A 19,465-nucleotide genomic window follows, 5' to 3' on the forward strand; every position below is an offset into this window, starting at 1 on the left:
TCAGTCCTTCGGAACGTGCGTCTCAATCGCGATAATTCCGGAACCTGGGTTCGTGGCCGAAATATGGGCCACAGAGAACCCGGCCAGGTCCAGTGCCGCGGCGGCCCCGATGTACGAGCCAGCGACAGTTCCAGTGGTCATCGCGATCTCGTTGAGAACATCGGGCATCACGGGTCGGTGGCTGCACAGCACAGCGGCTTTTCTCGACCGTACCCTCTTGCTGATGACGCTGCGTGGGTCTGCTGTGCCCGCTTCCCACGCGTCTTGGCTCAGCTCGGGCGTCGCTGTGACTTTGATTCCGAGCGTGGCCGCAAGCGGTGCGACAGTGTCAAGGCATCGGCGCGCGTCGCTCGAGACGATCCGACGAATGCCGAATGCTCGCAGCGCACCGACGATCGACTCTGCCTGTCGTGTTCCCCGTGCGGTCAACGGGCGTGCACTGTCGATCGCGGCCCATGACTCGCGGGGGAGCGCCTTCGCATGTCGAAGCGCGATGATCGGGAACGTTTCGAGCACTCCGTCATCGACGAACTTGAGGAACGCCTCCAAAATCTCGACATCAGCGGGGTAGCTCACTTGAGCGAGTGCCTTCTTGGGACTCAGCCACGTCAGCGCAGAAATTTCTTTATTCGGAACGAAGTCTGAGGCGCGGATCGCATCATCGGTCGCGTGTGCCGACCAGTAGTGCACGATCTTCTTGCGCCCGCTGGGCAGATGATAGGTCGACACGCCCACGGGAATTCCGAGCGATGTGCGGATGCCGGTTTCTTCGTGGATCTCACGGACCGCGGTCTCCGCGAGCATCTCGCCAGGGTCCACCTTGCCCTTGGGTAGCGAAAGATCGCGGTATTCCTCGCGACTGACGAGCAGCACCCTCAACTTGCCGTCGACGAGGCGCCAGACCACTCCGCCGGCCGCGTATACAGCTGTAGCCGTCACCGAATAGCCCGTGCCCGCGCGCGACGCTGACGTCGAATCGCGGCCATCGTCTTGTCTTGGAGATCCTCGAGCGGTTTGCCCTCGGCATCCGAATTATGACGCGTCCACTTGCCATCGGAACCCAGCCACCATGAGCTGGTTTCTGCGCTCAGCGCCTCGGTGAACAACGAGCCGAGGTGGGCGATTTGCGCCGGGTCGACGATACGAACAAGGGCTTCGACACGACGGTCGAGGTTTCGGTGCATCATGTCGGCGCTACCGATGTAAACCTGGGGGTCGCCATCATTTTCGAAACAGAAAAGGCGCGAGTGTTCGAGGTAGCGACCCAGGATGCTCCGCACCGTGATGTTTTCGCTCATCCCGGCGACACCGGGGCGCAGACTGCAGATGCCGCGCACCCACACGTCCACTGGTACGCCTGCTTGGCTGGCGCGATAGAGGGCGTCGATGATCTGCTCATCAACCATCGAGTTGACTTTGATTCGGATGCCGGATGGGCGTCCTGCCAGCGCATTCGTGCGCTCCTTATCGATCAGTCGAACGAGACCTTTTCGCAAGTGCAGCGGCGCAACGAGCAGACGTTTGAACTTCTTCTCGATCGCATAGCCGCTGAGTTCGTTGAAGAGGCGGGTGAGATCGCGACCCACCTGGTTGTCCACAGTAAACAAGCCGAAGTCTTCATAAATACGGCTGGTCTTCGGGTTGTAGTTACCCGTTCCGACGTGACTGTAATGACGCAGCACGTTGTCTTCTTGTCGAATGACAAGGGCAAGCTTGCAGTGAGTCTTCAAACCCACGAGACCGTAGACGACGTGCACGCCGGCCTTTTCGAGCTTGCGGGCCCACACGATGTTGTTCGCCTCATCGAAACGCGCCTTGACCTCGACGAGCGCGAGCACCTGCTTGCCGGCTTCGGCAGCGTCGATGAGTGCCTGCACGATGGGGCTGTCGCCAGACGTGCGGTACAGCGTCTGCTTGATGGCGAGAACGTAAGGGTCTTTCGCCGCCTGTTCGAGGAACGCCTGCACGCTCGTTGCGAATGACTCGTAAGGGTGGTGTACGAGCACATCTGCTTTGCGGATAGCGGTGAAGAAGTCCACTCGCTCGTTGTTGTCGCCCGGCTGGAACGCTGCAGCTGTTGTAGGAACGTGGGGTGTGTAGTGCAGGTCGGGGCGTTCGATGCGTGCGAGGTCAAACAGACCGCGAAGATCGAGCGGCGCCGGAAGTCGATACACCTCCTGCGTCGTGATGCCGAGCTCATCGACGAGCAGCTTCAACGTGAGTTCGTCCATGTCGTCGGCGATCTCAAGCCGAATCGGGGGCCCGAATCGGCGACGCATGAGCTCCGCTTCGAGGGCCTGGATCAGGTTCTCGGTCTCGTCTTCTTCGATCACCATGTCTTCATTGCGGGTGAGACGGAAGGCGTGATGATCGAGAATCTCCATCCCCGGGAAAAGATCCGCGAGATTGTTGGAGATCAGATCTTCGAGGGGGAGGTACCGCACGCGGTCGCCCTCGCGAAGCACCTCGACGAACCTCGGGAGCATCGGCGGCACTTTGAGGCGCGCGAACTCTTGGCGACCCGTCTTGGCATTGCGGATGCGGATCGCAAGGTTCAGGCTGAGGCCCGAAATATAGGGGAACGGGTGTGCCGGGTCGACTGCCAGTGGCATCAGAACCGGAAAAACCTGCGTCTGAAAGTAGTCGTAGAGCCGCGCACGATCCGGGTCGGAAAGCTCGTCCCAACGCACGACGTCGATGCCGGCATCAGCAAGTGCTGGGCGCACAAGGTTTCGCCATGCATCAGCGTGGCGCAGTTGCAGAGTGTGCGCTTCTTGAGAAATGTCGGCCAACACATCCTGCGGAGCGCGGCCAACGTTGGTGGGAACTGCAAGCCCGGTGATGATTCGACGCTTCAGTCCCGCAACACGCACCATGAAGAACTCATCGAGGTTGCTGCCGAAAATCGCGAGGAAGTTGGCGCGCTCCAGTGCCGGGAGGTGAGGATCCTCAGCGAGCTCGAGCACGCGCTGATTGAACGCGAGCCAGCTCAGCTCTCTGTCGAGATATCTGTTCTCTGGCAGTTCTGAGTCGCGCGATTCGTCGACTCCATCGAAGTCGTCGTCGTCTGCGTCACCAAGACCGGTGTCCAATGTCTCGTGGATCATTCCTTCATCATGACATTCAGAAGTGACCGCCGTGTGAACTCTCATGCTGATAATGTCGCCTCAGATCGAATGAACGGGCCGAGGCGTGATCCGGGTGGGGGACACGCCAGAAGATAGGTCAGTCATGTCTAAAAGCGACACAGCGCCGCCATCGTCCAACGAGCCATCGTCCGAGCGGGGCTTTACCAGCTACCGAGCGCTTCCGCAGCGGGTTGGGTGGGCGTATCTCGCCGCGACCACATTCGGTCGATTGCCGATGGCGATGGTGCCACTTGCCATCCTCACTCTCGCAACATCCGCGACGGGTTCAATCGCAATCGGTGGTTTCGCCGCATCCGCCGCCGCTATTGGCGAAGCAATCGGCGCGCCCACGAGCGGCTACCTCGCAGATCGATGGGGGCAGCGAGGCGTATTGCTCGGTGGGGTCGTCCTCCACGTCACGTTCCTCGTGGCTCTGGTTCTGACAGCAGGAGTGGGCCCTGATGCGATCACTGTCGCGCTTTCCGGTGCGGCGGGACTGACGCTTCCTCAGGTTGGTGCGCTCTCGCGAGCACGTTGGATGGCCGTGGCCGATGGCGATCTTCCGGCAGCTTTTGCATTCGAGGGCGTTGTCGACGAGCTCGCGTACATTTTCGGGCCCGCGATCGTCGGCATTCTCGCGGTGACGCTCGCGCCGCAGGCAGCAGTGATCGTTGCCGGGATTCTGGTCGTCGTATTTGTGACGCAGTTCGCCGTGCACCGCACGCACCGGCTGGTGCCGCGTCGTCGCGATATGCGTGACGACACCGAGACCGACGACACCGCTGGCGCGCCAGCGGGTCGCAGATTTCTTGTCGCTGTGTCTCTTACCGGCATGCTCGCGATGGGTGTGTTCTTCGGCGCTTCACAGACTGGTCTCACCGCGTTCGCCGAAGAGATCGGCATCCCGGATGCCGGTGCGCTCCTTTATGCGGTCATGGCCGTGGGTTCGGCTGTCACAACAATCGCGATGGTGTGGTTGCCGGCGCGAATCGGACTTTGGACGCGGTGGTGGATAGCCGGCGTCGGCATGAGCGTGGGCGCGACGTTGCTGCTGTGGGCGCCCGGTCTCGGCTTTGTGCTGGCGGCAGCCATTTTCGCGGGTCTTTTTCAAGGACCGCTGTTGCTCACGATCTTCACCGTCACGGGGTCTGTCGTTGTGAACGGTCGCGCCGGAATCGCGATGACTCTTGCGGCCAGTGGCGTCGTCATCGGGATCGCAGCTGGTGCTGCGATCGCCGGCGTCTGGGCTGAGCAAACCGGATCGCGCGGAGCGTTCGCGCTCGTGCTCACCGCATCGATTTCCCTCGCGGTCATCGGGTTGGCGATGGCGATCTCATCTCGCCTGCGAGAGCGACCGGCGCGATAGGGCGAGTGTTTCGCTACGCGTCGGAGCGTTCCTTGCGCGGAGGCACCTGATCTTCTTCGTACACGTTGAAGCGGTAGCCGACGTTTCGAACTGTTCCGATGAGCTGCTCGAGGTCGCCGAGTTTTGCGCGCAAGCGCCTCACATGAACGTCGACAGTGCGAGTGCCGCCGAAGTAGTCGTATCCCCAGACTTCGCTCAGCAGCTGTTCGCGGGTGAAGACACGTGAGGGGTGCGTGGCGAAAAAGTGGAGAAGCTGGAACTCCTTGTATGTGAGGTCGAGCGGCTTCCCGTGCACCTTGGCCGAGTACGACGATTCATCGATCGTGATGCCCGACGTCTGGATCCGGCTCGAGACCTGTTCTTTTGTGACTCGTCCGATCGCGAGGCGGATACGCGCGTCCACTTCCGCGGGGCCAGCGGTGACGAGGATGACGTCGTCCACGCCCCAGTCCGTCGACACAGCGGTCAGGCCGCCTTCTGTGACAACCAGCAGGAGCGGCGCATCGAGACCTGTCGTGTTGAGGATTTTGCAGAGCGACTTCGCGCCGACGAGGTCAATACGCGCATCGATGAAGATCACATCCGCGCTCGGCGCATTGACCAACTGTGCCGGTTCTGCCGGGATTTGTCGTACACGGTGGCTCAAGAGTTCGAGCGCGGGCAGGATCGGGCCGCCCCCGTGTGCGGAGCTGAGTACAAGAAGCTGTGCCAAAGAGTCCTCCCGGCCGCGGTAGACCGCGTCGTGCCCTTATCTTAGGGGCTGGCGAGTGCACGCCGGCATCTCCGGCGTTCCACCAGCGCAGCGCATGCCCCACAATAGAGGCATGTCAGCGCCCGACCTCGCCCCACGCCGTCCGCTCGGTGGCATCGTTACCGTTTGGATCGCCGCGGCCATCGCAGGACTCGTCGTGGGGTTCTTCGTCCCGTCCGACCTCCGCTCCGCGTGGACGCTTGTTGCGCTCGGAGGCGCGATCATCCTGTCCTTCATCGTTCAGCTCTGGTACGGGCAGACCCAGCGCTTTATCCAGCGAACATCGCTGTCGATTCTCGGCGCGCTCATCGTGCTGGGAATCATCAGCGCCGGGTTCAGGGTTGCCGCCCTCATCCCCGCCTAGATCGGTCTAGAATCAGATCATGGATCTCGTCGCGCTTGAACTCTTCTTCGTGGGACTTCTGGGGCTTGCCTCGCTCGCGATCGCTTTCGTCTCTGGAGTCGTGATCAAGAACCTCTACCGCGGTCAGCGCTAGCGGCCCCGTCGTGATCGATCTACCCACGGATCTACCTGCCGAACTCGTTCCCCTCTCCTGGCTCATCGGAGTCTGGGAAGGGAGCGGCGTCATCGACTACGAAGCCGACGGCATCCACTTTGCGGGCGAATTCGCCCACCGCGTGAGTTTCAGCCACGATGGTGGCGCGTACCTCAACTATTCGGCTTCGGCATGGCTGATTGGCGAGGACGGCGAACAACGTCCCCTTCTCGCCGAGATGGGCTATTGGCGGCTCGCGCGTGATGCCGCGGCATCCGATCCAGGGCCGGCTCTTCTTCCCGCGAGTGCACCCGCTGTCGTGCGTACCGCGGACGACGTCGAGAAACTACGAACGCCCGAAGGTGGCTTTGGTATCGAAGTTTCTCTTGTCCGCGCGGACGGCGTCTGCGAGCTCTACATCGGCCAGGCCACTGGGCCGCGGATCGACATTGCGACGGATGCGGTTGTCCGCACTGCGGGAGCGAAGCCATATGCGGCAGCGACCCGAATGTACGGACTCGTCGACTCGCATTTGTTGTGGGCATGGGACATCGCAGCACTCGGATCCGGACTCGCATCGCACGCGTCAGCTCGACTCGCGAAGGCGGACTAATGAACGAACTTTTTGCTGGAATTTCTGGAGCTGTGATCGACGAGTACGGAGTCGCTCACTTCGGAGCGCCGCTGCGCGAGCAGCGATCGCTGGCCGACGGTAGCGCTGTCGTACCGCTTTCGAATCGATCGGTGCTCGCCGTTGCCGGCGAAGACCGACTCACCTGGCTGGATTCGATCTCGTCCCAGGCGCTCAGCGCGCTCGCGCCGGCCGGCAGCTCGGAGACGCTGATTCTTGGTCCGAACGGGCACGTCGAGTACGCGGCATCCGTATACGACGATGGTGAGACGGCGTGGCTCATCGTCGATGATGTGAACGCCGAGGGATTGCTCGCGTGGTTGACACGGATGCGATTTCGGCTGCGAGTAGCGCCGCGTGACGCGAGCGCGGAATACTCGGTGGTCGGCGGAACGCCAGAAGCCCTCGCGGCGGTTGCACCAACTGCTCCGACGTGGCGCGATAGCTGGCCTGAGATTACCCCTGGCGGCCACGGCTACGCGGTTGTCGAAAGCCACCCCGGCACTGACTACTCCTGGGCCGAAGCTCTGCTCACGCCAGATGAAATCTCTGAGCTTGCGCACCGTGCTTCCAGCAACGAGATTTCGTTGGCGGGTTATATCGCGGCTGACGCACTGCGGCTCGCGGCATGGCGTCCGCGCGTGCGTGATATCGACGATCGCACGCTGCCTCACGAGGTCGACTGGCTGCGCACTTCCGTTCACCTCAGCAAGGGGTGCTATCGCGGCCAAGAGACTGTCGCGAAAGTACACAACCTGGGGCACCCGCCACGTCGAATGGTGATGCTTCATCTCGACGGTAGCGACAGCGTACTTCCGGCGAGGAATGCCTCGGTGTTCGACGGCGAGACTCTGCTTGGAACCGTCTGGTCATCGGCGTTGCATTACGAGGATGGCCCGATCGCGCTCGCGATGCTCAAGCGGAATTCGCCGGTCGAAGGTGTCGTGCAGGTAGAGACGCCCGAGGGGCGGATCGCGGCGACACTCGAAACCATCGTGCCGCCGGAGGCGGGAGCCGCTGCCAACGTGCCGCGCCTGCCGCGACTGTCGCGGCGCGCTGCGGTGCGGTGAGCGGCGACCACGACCCGTCACCGCTGACGGCGCCGATTCCTACCGGATGGCGCACACGTTGGGATATTCGACCACGACTGTTGCGCGTGCGCTGGTCGGCCGGCGCGATTGTCCAAATCGTTGTTGCTGTGACGGCTGCTGTCGCCGTAGCCCGGTGGGGCTTCGGCCACGCGACACCGCTGCTCGCGGCCACAGTGACAATTTCGAGTCTCGGCCTCGTGCGAGATGCCCGACCCATTCGTGTTCTCGAAACTGTTGCGGGGATGCTGGTGGGCATCCTGATCGCGGAGCTCCTCGTCATTACACTCGGCATCGGGTGGTGGCAGCTTGCTCTTTCGCTGGCACTTGCGATGGCCGCAGCTCGCTTCCTGGCAACCGCACCGGGCTTCACGATGGCGGCCGCAACGCAGGCAGCGATCGTCATGATTCTGCCGATCGACGTTCCGTTCGTACGACTTCTTGATGGTGCCATCGGGGGAGCTGCCGCACTCGCCGTGACAGCGCTTATTCCGCGGAACACGCGACGCGCAGAACTTGCGGATGCAGAGAGCGTCTTTTCGGGTTTTGATGACGCGGTGGCGACCGTGGTTCAGGCCTTGCGCCGTGGCGACCGCATGCGTGCAGACCGAGCCCTCCAGAAAGCCCGCGCCTTGAGCACCCGCATCGACGCGTGGACGGCATCGCTCGAATCGAGTCTCGCTATCGCGCGTATCTCACCGATTCTTGCGCGCACCAAGCCGGAGCTTCTCCGCCACGAACGCGTGCGTTCAGCCATGGATCTCTCGGTGCGAAACCTGCGGGTTATCGCCCGACGTGCGCTCTATGTTGAAGATGACGGTGCCAAACGCCCGCTTATCGCCGACGTGATTGCTGAGATTCAGCGCGGTGCAACGCTCGTCCACCTCTCGCTGACTGATATCTCCTACGAGCCGTTGGCACGCGAGTCACTGCGCGCTGTCGCCGTGAGACTTGACCCAGGAGCAATGCTGCCGGATGCTGCGCCGAGCGATCAGAACCTGATCCTTTCGCTCCGACCCCTTGTGGTAGATCTCCTCACTGCTGCCGGTATGCCCGGCGAACAGGCGAGAAGCTCAGTACCACGACTCTGAGTCGGCGCACCCGGCACGTTCCGGCCTGGTCGGGGTAGGTCTGCTCGGTATCATTGGGGTATGACTGCGCCATACACGCTGATCCTCCTCCGCCACGGGCAGAGCGAATGGAACGAACTCAATCTCTTCACCGGGTGGGTGGATGTGCGACTCACCGAACAGGGGCGCGCTGAAGCCGCTCGCGGTGGCAAGCTCCTCGCCGAAGCGGGTCTTTTGCCTGACGTGCTGCACACCTCGGTGCTCAGCCGTGCGATCCAGACCGCGAATATCGCGCTCGACGCTGCCGACCGCCTCTGGATTCCCGTGAAGCGCTCCTGGCGCCTCAATGAGCGTCACTACGGTGCGCTGCAGGGCAAAGACAAGGCTCAGACGCTGGAAGAGTTCGGCCAGGAGCAGTTCATGCTCTGGCGTCGTTCCTTCGACGTGCCGCCCCCCGAGCTCGCTGACGACAGCGAATTCAGCCAGATGAACGATCCTCGCTATGCCGGCATTGATGGTGACGTGCCCCGCACCGAATCGCTCAAGCTGGTCATCGATCGCATGCTCCCGTACTGGTCGAGTGAGATCGTTCCCGACCTCACCGCGGGCAAGACGGTACTCGTCACGGCTCACGGTAACTCACTGCGCGGTGTCGTGAAGCACCTCGAGGGCATCAGCGATGCAGATATCGCGGAGCTCAACATTCCCACCGGAATTCCGCTCGTCTATCGCCTCGACGCCGACCTTAAGCCGCTCGGCCCGGGCGAATACCTCGACCCTGAAGCCGCAGCCGCAGGTGCCGCAGCCGTCGCGTCGCAGGGCAAGAAGTAACCCCACCGCAAACGAAGAAGGAGCGGATGCCACGTGGCATCCGCTCCTTCTTCGTTTGTATAGCTGCTTACGCGTCGTCTGCTACCGGCACCCAGTCACCTGTGGCGAGGTAGACGATCTTCTTCGAAACTGACACCGCGTGGTCGCCGAAGCGCTCGAGGTAGCGGCTTGCAAGGGTTGCATCGACGGTGGCAGCAGCTTCGCCGCGCCATGAGTCGCTCAAGACCTTCTCGAAGACGCTGACGTGCAGTTCGTCGAGTTTGTCGTCGGCGTTGCGAATCTCATCAGCAAGCGCGACATCACGCGTACGGAGCAACTCGGCGAGCTTGTTCGCGAGTTCAACATCAAGCTCACCCATTTTGGTGAAGGTGCCCTTGAGGCCCTTCGGGATGGCCCGATCGGGGAAACGCATACGCGTCAACTGCGCGATGTGCTCGGCGATGTCACCCATGCGCTCGAGCGATGCGCTGATGCGCAACGCCGAAACGACAACGCGAAGGTCGCTTGCCACGGGTTGTTGGCGAGCGAGAATATCGATTGCGAGCTCATCGAGCGCAACCGTCTTCTCGTCAATAACAGGGTCGTTTTCAATGACTTCTTCGGCGAGCGCGACATCACTCGTTCCGAATGATTGGGTCGCTTTAGCCATGGCTTCTGCCACGAGCTCGGCGATCTCAATGAGTCGATCTTGCACATCTGCCAGCGATTGCTGAAAAACCTCGCGCATCGACATTCCTTCCTGGCGGGGATAAGCGTTCGAACCGGCCTCCGCGATTCTCGCGAGCGAAGGTTAACGAACGGTGCCGCGAGAGTGAATAGTAGCTGGCCTGGGCGCATCTGCCTCAATCCGGTTCCGAAGCGATGTGTAGCGCCGTCTAATCTGGAGAAATGGAAACGACGCAGCTCGCGCTGCTCGCCCTGTTACTCGGGGTGATTATTGGCGGGTCCGCCGCGCTCGTTGTCGTCGTCGCGCTTCGGGCGCGTGACCGACAGCTCGCCGAAGCATCCGTCGATGTACCCGACGGCGTGCGCGACGTCTTAGCGGGCATGGATGACGCGGCCATCGTGGTCGATGCATCCGGCACCGTCCGCGCGGCATCCGTCGCGGCTGGCGGGTTCGGCATGAATGTCGGCGATGTGATCAGCGACGAGCAGCTGCGGACCCTCGCCCGCGCGGCGCGTGCGGTCGATGTGCCGGGTGCTGCCACGCTCACTCTGAAACGCGCACTCGCTCCCGCCGAACCGCGTCTCGTATCGGCACGCGCGAGCGCCATCTCCGGCCGACTTGTGCTCATCGTGGTGCGCGACATCACCGAGCGTGAACGTGTCGAACAGATGCGCCGCGATTTCGTAGCGAATACAAGCCATGAACTCAAGACCCCCGTTGGTGCCGTGAGTTTGTTGTCGGAAGCAATCGAGTCGGCGGCTGACGACCCGGAACAGGTGCGGATATTCGCGCGACGCCTCAACGCTGAGGCTTCGCGACTGTCGTCGCTGACGTCGCGCATCATGAATCTTTCGCGACTTCAGGCGGCAGATGAGTTGGCAAACGTGCGAGATGTTTCCGTCGATGAGATCGTGACTGGAGCGATCGACGCGCAAAGTCTGCAAGCAGATGTCGCGGGCGTCGAAGTTGCTCGTGGTGGCACGCGCGGATTGTATGTGCGCGGCGATGCGCAGATCTTGAGCGAAGCTCTAGGCAACCTCGTCGCGAATGCCATTGCGTACTCGCCGCGCTCCTCTCGAGTGGGCGTCGGTGTGAAGCTCGATGGCGAGGCAGTCGAGATCTCTGTCACAGACCGGGGTATCGGAATGACAGATGCCGAGCAGGAGCGGGTTTTCGAGCGGTTTTATCGCGCGGATCAAGCGCGTTCTCGGCGCACCGGCGGCACCGGACTCGGCCTGTCTATCGTGAAGCACGCGGTGCAGCGGCACGGGGGAGAGGTGCGCCTGTGGTCGAGGCAGGGCAAGGGCTCGACTTTCACAATCAGCCTCCCGCGCGCCAAAGCACCCGATGACATCCCGGAGCCGTCTAAGGCACGGAAGAAGAAGACTAAAGTTCAGTCCACGAATGGAGCTTCACTATGACCCGCGTGCTCATTGTCGAGGACGAGCCGGATCTTGCAGATCCGCTCGCATATTTGTTGCGTCGCGAGGGCTTCGAGACCGAGATCGCCGAAGACGGTGCCGCAGCGTTGACAGCGTTTCGGGAGCGCAGCGCCGATATCGTCCTGCTTGACCTGATGCTTCCCGGCATGCCGGGAACAGAGGTCTGTCGCCAGTTGCGCACCACATCGAGCGTCCCCGTGATCATGCTGACGGCGAAGGACTCCGAAGTCGACATCGTCGTGGGACTCGAGTTGGGTGCTGACGACTATGTCACAAAGCCCTACTCGGCCCGGGAGCTGCTTGCGCGCATGCGTGCAGTACTTCGTCGCTTCGAAAGCGCGGACGCTGATCTCGATGAACACGTCTTGAGTGGCGGACGCGTTTCGCTCGACATAGATCGGCATACGGTTTCCGTCGGCGGTGGCGAGATCAGTATGCCGTTGAAAGAATTCGAGCTTCTCGAGGTTCTCATGCGCAATGCGGGGAGAGTCCTCACTCGGGGCCAGCTCATTGATCGTGTGTGGGGCACCGACTACTTCGGAGACACGAAGACTCTCGATGTGCACATCAAACGGATTCGCTCTCGCATCGAAGAGCACCCGAGCCGTCCCAGCATGTTGGTCACAGTGCGAGGTCTGGGGTACCGCTTCGAGGCGTGATCCAACAAAAAACCGCGGGGCGCTTGAGCGCCCCGCGGTTTTTTGTGACCGGACCTTTACGGCACCAGGTCGGAAAGGTAAGAAAGATCGCCGTTCAAAACGGGAATGTCGACGGTGATGCCAGTCGAGGTGCCGGACTGGAACGTAATCGGAAGCGTCGCACCAGCCGCGGTGTCGAGGTCGGTGAGAAGCAAAGGTGCCGTTCCTTCGGCTCCCAAGCTCACGTTGCTTCCCGCGGGAATGCGAAGACGCTGCGTGTTCGAACTACCCGCTTCTCCGATGTCGAGTGTCACGGTTTGGGCTTGGTCTGACGTGTTCACCAGGGCGGCTACGAGGTTTCCCTCTGTGCCCTCTTCGTTTGTGACGATCAAGACGTTACGAATCTCGACTGGCCCGCTCTCGTTCGGAATGTTGATGCCATCCGAGGGCGAGTAGGGGACTGTCGTGGACGCCGGCGTGATCATGCTGCATCCTGTCGTTCCGACGACAACGGCAGCGCTCACGACGAGCGACGCGATGAGGCGCGATTTCACGGTTCCTCCCACAGTGGCTGAAAGCTTCTCTAGCATTCTATGGGGTAGCGCCAGCACCGCGGAGCAGCCGGGCGCATCGCATGGCGGTCAGCGGCGGCATACCTTAGCGCACAAAGCCCTGTGGTATCCTTGAGGTTGCCGAAAGGACATAACTCCATGCTTTTTGAGGTTGGCGAAACGGTCGTTTACCCCCATCACGGGGCAGCAACGATCGCCGAAGTGAAGACCCGGACGGTCAGAGGCGAAGAGAAGATTTATCTCAAGCTCCGAGTCACCCAGGGCGATCTAACGATTGAGGTCCCGGCCGATAACGTCGATCTCGTCGGTGTACGAGATGTGATTGGCAAAGAGGGACTCGAGCGCGTTTTCGATGTCCTCCGTGCTCCTTTCACCGAAGAGCCGACCAACTGGTCGCGTCGGTACAAGGCGAACTTGGAAAAGCTCGCGTCGGGCGATGTCATCAAGGTCAGCGAAGTCGTTCGTGACCTGTGGCGCCGAGACCAGGATCGTGGCTTGTCCGCAGGTGAGAAGCGCATGCTTGCAAAAGCGCGTCAGATCTTGATTTCTGAGCTCGCACTTGCGGAGAAGACAGACGAGGAGCGCGCAGGCGTCGTTCTCGACGAGGTGCTCGCGAGCTAGCGCTCGCTTTACGACGAGAGAAGCCAAGGGTGGCAATCACTCCTGTGCCACGTGTTGCGGTGATCGTGGTCGCTGCGGGGTCTGGGACACGTCTGTCAGCGGGCGCTCCGAAGGCATTCGTGGGGCTCGATGAGCACACTATTCTTTGGCACGCTCTCCGCGGAGTCGTTCGCGCGCCTTCAGCGCAGGTGATTGTTGTCGCGCCCGCCGATCGAGTGGGTGACGCGCTCACGGACGTCCGCGAGGTCGCCGGTGATCGTGCTGATCTCATCTCGGTCGTTGAGGGCGGAGCGACTCGACAGGCGTCCGTTAATGCCGGTCGAATGGCCGTATGGCCAGACGTTGAAATCGTGCTCGTTCACGACGCTGCGCGCGCACTGACGCCGCCGGATGTCTTCGCTCGCGTGATCGAAGCGATCGAGGGCGGTGCTGCGGCAGCGATACCGACGGTTCCTGTGGTCGACACGATCAAGCGTGTCGAGGGCGGGCAGATCATTGGCGTGATCGATCGGTCAGAATTAGCAGCCGCACAAACCCCGCAGGGCTTCGCTCGGCTCGTTTTCGACGCGGCGTATGAGTCTTCTGATGTCGAATTCACCGATGATGCCGCGCTCATCGCGGAGTCTGGTCATGAGGTCGTCTCGGTCGAGGGCGACACGCTGGCTTTCAAGATTACGACCCCGCCTGATCTTGACCGCGCGCGCCACCTCGTTTCTCCGCTGCATGCAGTCCCCGCGCGTCGGGCGGTCGGGCCACGCATCGGTGTGGGTACCGATGTGCATGCATTCGGTGGCGAGGGAACGCTCTGGTTGGCTGGACTCGAATGGCCCGGCGAAGCGCCGCTTTCCGGCCATTCCGATGGTGACGCCGTCGCACACGCGATTGTTGACGCCTTGCTTTCCGCTGCGGGAATCGGTGACATCGGCACACACTTCGGTGTAGATCGTCCGGAGTTCTCGGGCGCGCACGCTGATGCGTTTCTCGCGCGCACCCGGGAGCTTCTGCTTGCCGAAGGATGGCACATCGGCAATGTCTCGGTGCAAGTGCAGGCTCTTCGTCCGCGATTTTCAGCACGCCGACAAGAAGCTGAAGCAGCCCTCTCCGCGGCGCTCGGCGGCGCGTCAGTCTCTGTTTCAGCGACGACCACCGACGGGCTGGGATTCACCGGTCGCGGTGATGGCGTCACGGCTACCGCTGTGGCACTTCTGCAGCCTGCCTAGCGCTTACAGGCTCGCGGTCATGTAGCGAGAGTGCGGGTCTTCGAGGTACTCGTCGAACGGGCCGCAATCGACGAACCCTTCACTCGCATAGAGGCGAGTCGCTGGTGTGAATTCGGGTGCCGTTCCGGTTTCGAGCCACAGTGACGACAGCCCCTTGTCCCGTGCCGTCGCGATGATGTGACGAAGGAGAGCTCGGCCAACGCCATCGCCGCGAAATTTGTCATCGGCGCGCATCGACTTGATTTCACCTCGATCAGAGTCGAGTACCTTGAGCGCGGCGATTCCGGCAACGCTGTCGCCTATCCATGCTGACCAGAACGTGACCGAGGGATGCCGCAGCTGGTCGACGTCGAGAGCGTGGCAGCTGTCGGCGGGAGACGTGGCGTGCATCGACGTGAGGTGGGATTGAACGAGCGCGCGCACACCTTCACCGGAAAGATCGTCGATGCGGATCTCAATGGTTGGCACTGTTCTCGACACCTTTTTCTGGGATTCGTTTCGCACTGACTTCTCATCATCGACGGGGAGAGCGACGCCGGTAGGCTGGTGAAGTGACTCTCCGGCTATACGACACCAAGATGCGCTCATTGCGCGATTTCGTGCCGCTCGAAGCTGACTCTGTCTCAGTTTATGTGTGCGGTGCAACGGTGCAATCGGGGCCGCATATCGGGCACCTCCGTGCGGCTCTCAGCTTCGACATCCTGCGTCGCTGGCTGCAGGATCGCTTTGGTCGCGTCATCTTCGTGCGAAATGTCACCGATATCGATGACAAGGTTCTCGCCAACGCGACGGATGATGAGCCCTGGTGGGCGCTTGCATATCGAGTTGAACGAGAGTTCACGAGCGCTTATGAGGCCATCGGAATTTTGCCCCCGACGTACGAACCGCGCGCAACGGGCAGTATTCCGCAGATGATCGAGCTCATCGCGGAACTCATCGAGCGCGGTCATGCCTATGCTGCCGACGGTGACGTCTATTTCGATGTTGCGTCATGGCCGGCATATGGCGAGCTCACCCGCCAGTCCATCGATGCGATGGAACCCGCCGCGGATTCGGATCCGCGCGCAAAGCGTGATCCTCATGACTTCGCTCTATGGAAGGCGCGTAAAGAGGATGAACCGGGGGATGCCAGTTGGTCATCGCCGTGGGGCATGGGACGGCCAGGGTGGCACATCGAATGCTCTGCGATGTCGCGACGTTACCTTGGCTCCGAGTTCGATATCCATGGTGGCGGTCTCGATCTGCGATTCCCGCACCATGAAAATGAGCTTGCGCAGTCCACCGCCGCCGGAGACGGCTTCGCCCGGTACTGGGTGCACAATGGTCTCCTGACTGTTGGCGATCAGAAGATGTCGAAATCGCTCGGTAATTTCTTGCTGGCCGCTGATGTGCTGGCCGAGCGGGATCCACTCGTCGTGCGGTACGCGCTAGCGGCAGCGCATTACCGCTCAAGCCTTGACCTGACGCCCGTCTCTTTCGATGAGGCCTCCGCTGCGCTCGAACGAATCAGCACTTTCGTCAAGCGCTCGATAGCCGCGAACGGGACGGTGTCTGCTGGATCGCTGCCCGACGATTTCGTACGTGCGATGGATGACGACCTTAACGTTCCGGAGGCTCTCGCCGTCGTGCACCGACTGGTCCGCGAGGGTAATGCTGCCCTTGACGCGGGCGACAAAAGTGCCGCCGCTGTAGCCGCAGCCGAAGTTACTGGCATGATGGGAACCTTGGGGATTGCTGTCGGCAACGACAGCAACGCGCGAACGGGTGCGGCTGAGGCATCCGCTCTTGACGTTTTGGTTCAGAGCATGATCGCTCAACGTGCCGAAGCGCGCGCCGCAAAGGATTGGTCCGCTGCAGATCGTGTCAGAGACGCGATCGGTGCTGCGGGCATCGTTCTGGAGGACACTCCAGATGGAACTCATTGGAGTATTGATGGCCGGTAAGCCAGGGCGCCCAGGCGCCAGTAAAGGTAACAAGAAGGGCCCTACAAAGGGCGCGGGCGGAAAGAACAAGCGCTCGCTTGAGGGACGTGGCCCGACGCCTAAGGCCGAGGATCGCGCGTGGCACCCTGCCGGAAAGCGTAAAGCTGCAGCCGAGCGCTACGCGGCCGCGGGAGGCAAGAAGCCATCTTCCGGCCCTCAGAACTCGCGACCGCGCGCGGCGAAGCGCGACGACGACACCGAGATCGTGACGGGCCGCAACTCGGTCCTCGAAGCGCTCCGCGCAAAGATCCCGGCGACCGCTTTCTACATTGCACAGCGCGTCGAGATGGACGATCGTGTCAAGGAGATGCTCTCGACCGCGACACAGCGCGGCATCCCCGTCATGGAGGTCACGCGCCCAGAGCTCGACCGCATGGCTGGCTTCGATGGCGTGCACCAGGGCGTTGCTATCAAAGTTCCGCCCTACGATTATCCGCACCCTCAAGATGTTCTCGAGAAGATCGTCGACAGCGGCAAGGTGCCCCTCATGGTGGCGCTCGACGGCATCACCGATCCTCGAAACCTCGGCGCGATCATTCGTTCCACCGGCGCATTCGGTGGACACGCTGTGATTCTTCCCCAGCGTCGCAGCGCGAGCGTCAACGCCGCCGCGTGGAAGACGAGCGCTGGCGCGGTAGCGCGGGTGCCAGTCGCGCTCGCTCCGAACCTCACAGCGACACTCAAAGACCTCAAGAAGCAGGGTGTCTTCGTTCTCGGACTCGACGGTGGCGGTGACGTCATGCTCCCCTCGATCGAGCTCGCTGATCGTCCGGTCGTCATCGTCGTCGGCAGCGAAGGAAAAGGCCTTTCTCGACTCGTTGCCGAAACCTGCGACCAGATCGTTTCGATTCCCATCGAAGCGGCGACTGAATCCTTGAACGCCGGCATTGCGGCATCCGTTGCGCTCTACCAGATCGCGACTTTCCGAACCGTCGCGAAGTAAAGGACGAATCATGACACGCATCGCCGTCATCGGCGGAACCGGTTACGCCGGTCGCCACATCGTGAGCGAGGCCGTCGACCGTGGGCACACGGTCGTCTCCGTCGCGCGAAACATCGCGGCGGAACGCGTCGCAGGCGCAACCTACGTCGAGGGCACGCTTCTCGACGTTCCGAGTTTGATCGCCGAGCTTGAGGGCGTTGAGGTGGTCGTCGTGAGTGTCCCCGCGCGCGGTGAGCTCGTCGGTGTGTTGAACACAGTTGTCGCTGAACTCGAGGCGCATCTTCCGGCTGATGTCCGCTTCGGCGTCGTCGGTGGGGCTGGCGGCAGTCTCGTCGCCGTCGGTGGCGCGCGCCTCGTCGACACTGATTTTCCCGAGGACTTCAAGCCCGAGGCCCTCGAGGCAATTGAGGTGCTTGAACACTTGCAGGAGCTTGAATCGGCACGAGACTGGTTCTTCGTGCACCCGGCAGCCGGGTTCGGCTCTTTCAATCCGGGTGAGCGAACCGGAAGGTACCGAGACGGCGGAGACGTGCTCGTCGTCGACGAGACCGGCAACTCGTTCATCTCCGGCGAAGACCTTGCGGTGGCCGTCGTTGACGAGATCGAGAGTCCAAAGCACTCGCGCGAGCGCTTCACCGTCGGTTACTGAGTCTGATCGACTGACTCGGCCTCAGACGAGGTCGCGCCAGTCGATGCTGTCAGCCTCATCATCTTGCTCGAGCGGAGCATCGTCACTGATGATCGGCATCGACACAGTTTCAGTGGGAGGCCCCATCACTGTCGCTTCGTCTCGCCGGAATCGCAAGACGTTCTCGACGTACGAGGTGAGAACCTCAGCAAGCGGCGCAGCCTTGCCGCGCTCTTGTGACATATACCAACGGTGTTCGAGCACCTGGTGAAAAACCTCGGCAGGTTCGAGCTTTGAGCGCAGGTCGAAGGGGATTGCCTTAACGACCGGCTCGAACACGCGGGTGAGCCACTCGTGGGCGACCATCTCTTCGTCGTCGCCGAGTCGCGAGATGCGCGCGCGGAACTCATCGAGATCGTTGAGGAGACGGCGAGCCTGATTTTCTTCTACGTCGAGGCCCGTTAGTCGCAGCAGTCGGCGCTGATGGTGGCCGGCGTCGACGACCTTCGGCTGAATCGACACCTTCGTGCCGTCGTTCGTGGTCTCGATCGACATCTCCCCGATGTCGAATCCCAGTTCGTTGAGGCGCTGTACCCGCTCTGTGATGCGCCACGACTCGTTGGCTGCGAACGTCTCTTGGTCGGTAAGGGCAGCCCAGAGTGCGTGATACGACGACATGATGCCGTCTGCTATCGCGACGGCGTCTATGCCGCCTTCCAATCGTCCACCGGCTTCAAGATCCATGATCTCGCCCGCGATGTTCGTGCGCGCGACATCAAGATCGTGCATGCGCTGACCTTCGGTGAGGCCGCCTTCGTGCAATTCGCCGGTCTCGGCGTCGACGAGATAGGCCGCGAAGCTGCCGGCATCCCGGCGAAAGAGTGTGTTCGACAGTGAAACGTCGCCCCAGAAGAAACCCACGTTGTGGAGTCGCACGAGCAGCAGCGCGAGAGCATCGACAAGACGCGTAGCGGTGTGTGGTCGAAGCACCTGCGTGAACAGTGCGCGGTAGGGGAGTGAGAACCGGAGGTGCGCTGTGACGAGAGCCGCCGGAAGCGGCTCGCCAGAGGCATCTGTGCGACCACCGATGACCGCGAATCGATCAACGCACGGCACAGCAAGGCGCGTGAGATTGCCGAGCATGTCGTATTCGCGCCGTGCCATCTCGGCGGTGGTCTCTTTGATCGCAACGACCCGGCCAGACAGGTTTGCGAAGCGAACGAGGTGACGCGAAAGACCCTTGGGGAGATACACGATTGCCGAACTCGGCCAATCAGCCAATGGGGTAGCCCACGGCAATGATAGCAAGCCAGGGTCGATCGAACTCGCTGTGATCGTCAACGACTTGGGCATGTGTTCTCCTCTACGTAACGCGCGGCGCGGGGATCAA

The 19,465-nt window shown here is 61.8% G+C and carries 20 protein-coding genes; 13 read left to right on the forward strand and 7 right to left on the reverse strand.

The window, feature by feature from the left end:
* A complete protein-coding gene (locus G6N83_RS10780) occupies positions 1–939 on the reverse strand; it encodes an NUDIX hydrolase (protein ID WP_165141927.1) in 939 nt (312 codons plus the stop codon).
* Entirely contained in the window at positions 936–3,107 is a 2,172-nt protein-coding gene (locus G6N83_RS10785; protein WP_165141929.1) for an RNA degradosome polyphosphate kinase, read from the reverse strand. The genes G6N83_RS10780 and G6N83_RS10785 overlap by 4 nt, the downstream gene beginning before the upstream one ends.
* 124 nt (positions 3,108–3,231) lie before the next feature.
* On the opposite strand from G6N83_RS10785, the gene G6N83_RS10790 reads away from it, so the two are divergent.
* Positions 3,232–4,494, forward strand: coding sequence for an MFS transporter (locus tag G6N83_RS10790; RefSeq protein ID WP_165141931.1), 1,263 nt, complete (start codon positions 3,232–3,234; stop codon positions 4,492–4,494).
* A gap of 13 nt (positions 4,495–4,507) precedes the next feature.
* Here G6N83_RS10790 and G6N83_RS10795 read toward each other — a convergent pair whose 3' ends face one another.
* Positions 4,508–5,206 (reverse strand): winged helix-turn-helix domain-containing protein, encoded by a 699-nt coding sequence (locus G6N83_RS10795; protein WP_165141933.1) that lies wholly within the window; start codon positions 5,204–5,206, stop codon positions 4,508–4,510.
* Positions 5,207–5,318: 112 nt separating this feature from the next.
* Between G6N83_RS10795 and G6N83_RS10800 the strand changes: the two genes are divergently transcribed.
* The 5 genes from G6N83_RS10800 (at position 5,319) to G6N83_RS10820 (ending at position 9,362) form a co-directional block, all read left to right on the forward strand.
* Entirely contained in the window at positions 5,319–5,609 is a 291-nt protein-coding gene (locus G6N83_RS10800) for a hypothetical protein (RefSeq protein ID WP_165141935.1), read from the forward strand.
* A 143-nt stretch (positions 5,610–5,752) separates the two neighbouring features.
* On the forward strand, positions 5,753–6,355 hold the full coding sequence (locus G6N83_RS10805; protein ID WP_165141937.1) for a heme-binding beta-barrel domain-containing protein: 603 nt from the start codon (positions 5,753–5,755) through the stop codon (positions 6,353–6,355).
* Positions 6,355–7,443, forward strand: a complete 1,089-nt coding sequence (gene ygfZ, locus G6N83_RS10810) for a CAF17-like 4Fe-4S cluster assembly/insertion protein YgfZ (protein ID WP_165141939.1) — start codon at positions 6,355–6,357, stop codon at positions 7,441–7,443. The genes G6N83_RS10805 and ygfZ overlap by 1 nt, the downstream gene beginning before the upstream one ends.
* Positions 7,440–8,552, forward strand: a complete 1,113-nt coding sequence (locus G6N83_RS10815; protein ID WP_183408401.1) for an aromatic acid exporter family protein — start codon at positions 7,440–7,442, stop codon at positions 8,550–8,552. The genes ygfZ and G6N83_RS10815 overlap by 4 nt, the downstream gene beginning before the upstream one ends.
* A gap of 60 nt (positions 8,553–8,612) precedes the next feature.
* Entirely contained in the window at positions 8,613–9,362 is a 750-nt protein-coding gene (locus G6N83_RS10820) for a phosphoglyceromutase (RefSeq protein ID WP_165141941.1), read from the forward strand.
* Positions 9,363–9,429: 67 nt separating this feature from the next.
* Here the strand turns inward: G6N83_RS10820 and phoU are convergent, their stop codons facing one another.
* Positions 9,430–10,089, reverse strand: coding sequence for a phosphate signaling complex protein PhoU (gene phoU, locus G6N83_RS10825; RefSeq protein ID WP_165141943.1), 660 nt, complete (start codon positions 10,087–10,089; stop codon positions 9,430–9,432).
* Between the two features lie 161 nt (positions 10,090–10,250).
* Between phoU and G6N83_RS10830 the strand changes: the two genes are divergently transcribed.
* Entirely contained in the window at positions 10,251–11,450 is a 1,200-nt protein-coding gene (locus G6N83_RS10830; protein WP_165141945.1) for a sensor histidine kinase, read from the forward strand.
* Positions 11,447–12,130: a response regulator transcription factor gene (locus G6N83_RS10835; protein ID WP_165141947.1), complete on the forward strand. Its 684-nt coding sequence runs from the start codon at positions 11,447–11,449 to the stop codon at positions 12,128–12,130. The genes G6N83_RS10830 and G6N83_RS10835 overlap by 4 nt, the downstream gene beginning before the upstream one ends.
* Before the next feature lie 56 nt (positions 12,131–12,186).
* On the opposite strand, the gene G6N83_RS10840 is transcribed toward G6N83_RS10835, so the two are convergent.
* Positions 12,187–12,663 carry a DNA modification methylase gene (locus G6N83_RS10840; RefSeq protein WP_165141949.1) on the reverse strand — a complete coding sequence of 159 codons (477 nt, stop codon included), beginning with the start codon at positions 12,661–12,663 and terminating at the stop codon, positions 12,187–12,189.
* Positions 12,664–12,819: 156 nt separating this feature from the next.
* Between G6N83_RS10840 and G6N83_RS10845 the strand changes: the two genes are divergently transcribed.
* Together G6N83_RS10845 and ispD are read left to right on the forward strand one after the other, a co-directional pair.
* A complete protein-coding gene (locus G6N83_RS10845) occupies positions 12,820–13,302 on the forward strand; it encodes a CarD family transcriptional regulator (protein WP_165141951.1) in 483 nt (160 codons plus the stop codon).
* A gap of 29 nt (positions 13,303–13,331) precedes the next feature.
* Positions 13,332–14,522: a 2-C-methyl-D-erythritol 4-phosphate cytidylyltransferase gene (gene ispD / locus G6N83_RS10850; RefSeq protein WP_165141953.1), complete on the forward strand. Its 1,191-nt coding sequence runs from the start codon at positions 13,332–13,334 to the stop codon at positions 14,520–14,522.
* Between the two features lie 3 nt (positions 14,523–14,525).
* Here ispD and G6N83_RS10855 read toward each other — a convergent pair whose 3' ends face one another.
* The gene (locus G6N83_RS10855; protein ID WP_241246191.1) at positions 14,526–14,990 is read right to left on the reverse strand and encodes a GNAT family N-acetyltransferase; all 465 of its coding nucleotides are present in this window, start codon (positions 14,988–14,990) and stop codon (positions 14,526–14,528) included.
* 83 nt (positions 14,991–15,073) lie between these two features.
* On the opposite strand from G6N83_RS10855, the gene cysS reads away from it, so the two are divergent.
* From cysS to G6N83_RS10870, 3 genes are read left to right on the forward strand one after another with little or no spacing between them, the layout of a single operon-like run.
* A complete protein-coding gene (gene cysS / locus G6N83_RS10860; protein ID WP_165141957.1) occupies positions 15,074–16,465 on the forward strand; it encodes a cysteine--tRNA ligase in 1,392 nt (463 codons plus the stop codon).
* Positions 16,434–17,447: a 23S rRNA (guanosine(2251)-2'-O)-methyltransferase RlmB gene (rlmB, locus tag G6N83_RS10865; RefSeq protein ID WP_241246192.1), complete on the forward strand. Its 1,014-nt coding sequence runs from the start codon at positions 16,434–16,436 to the stop codon at positions 17,445–17,447. The genes cysS and rlmB overlap by 32 nt, the downstream gene beginning before the upstream one ends.
* Positions 17,448–17,457: 10 nt before the next feature.
* Positions 17,458–18,096 carry an NAD(P)-dependent oxidoreductase gene (locus tag G6N83_RS10870; protein WP_165141959.1) on the forward strand — a complete coding sequence of 213 codons (639 nt, stop codon included), beginning with the start codon at positions 17,458–17,460 and terminating at the stop codon, positions 18,094–18,096.
* Positions 18,097–18,117: 21 nt separating this feature from the next.
* Here the strand turns inward: G6N83_RS10870 and G6N83_RS10875 are convergent, their stop codons facing one another.
* Positions 18,118–19,428, reverse strand: coding sequence for a DUF4032 domain-containing protein (locus G6N83_RS10875; protein WP_165141961.1), 1,311 nt, complete (start codon positions 19,426–19,428; stop codon positions 18,118–18,120).
* Between the last annotated feature and the right edge of the window lie 37 nt (positions 19,429–19,465).

Origin of the sequence: Microbacterium endophyticum, from assembly GCF_011047135.1 — a bacterium.
Lineage (GTDB): Bacteria > Actinomycetota > Actinomycetes > Actinomycetales > Microbacteriaceae > Microbacterium > Microbacterium endophyticum.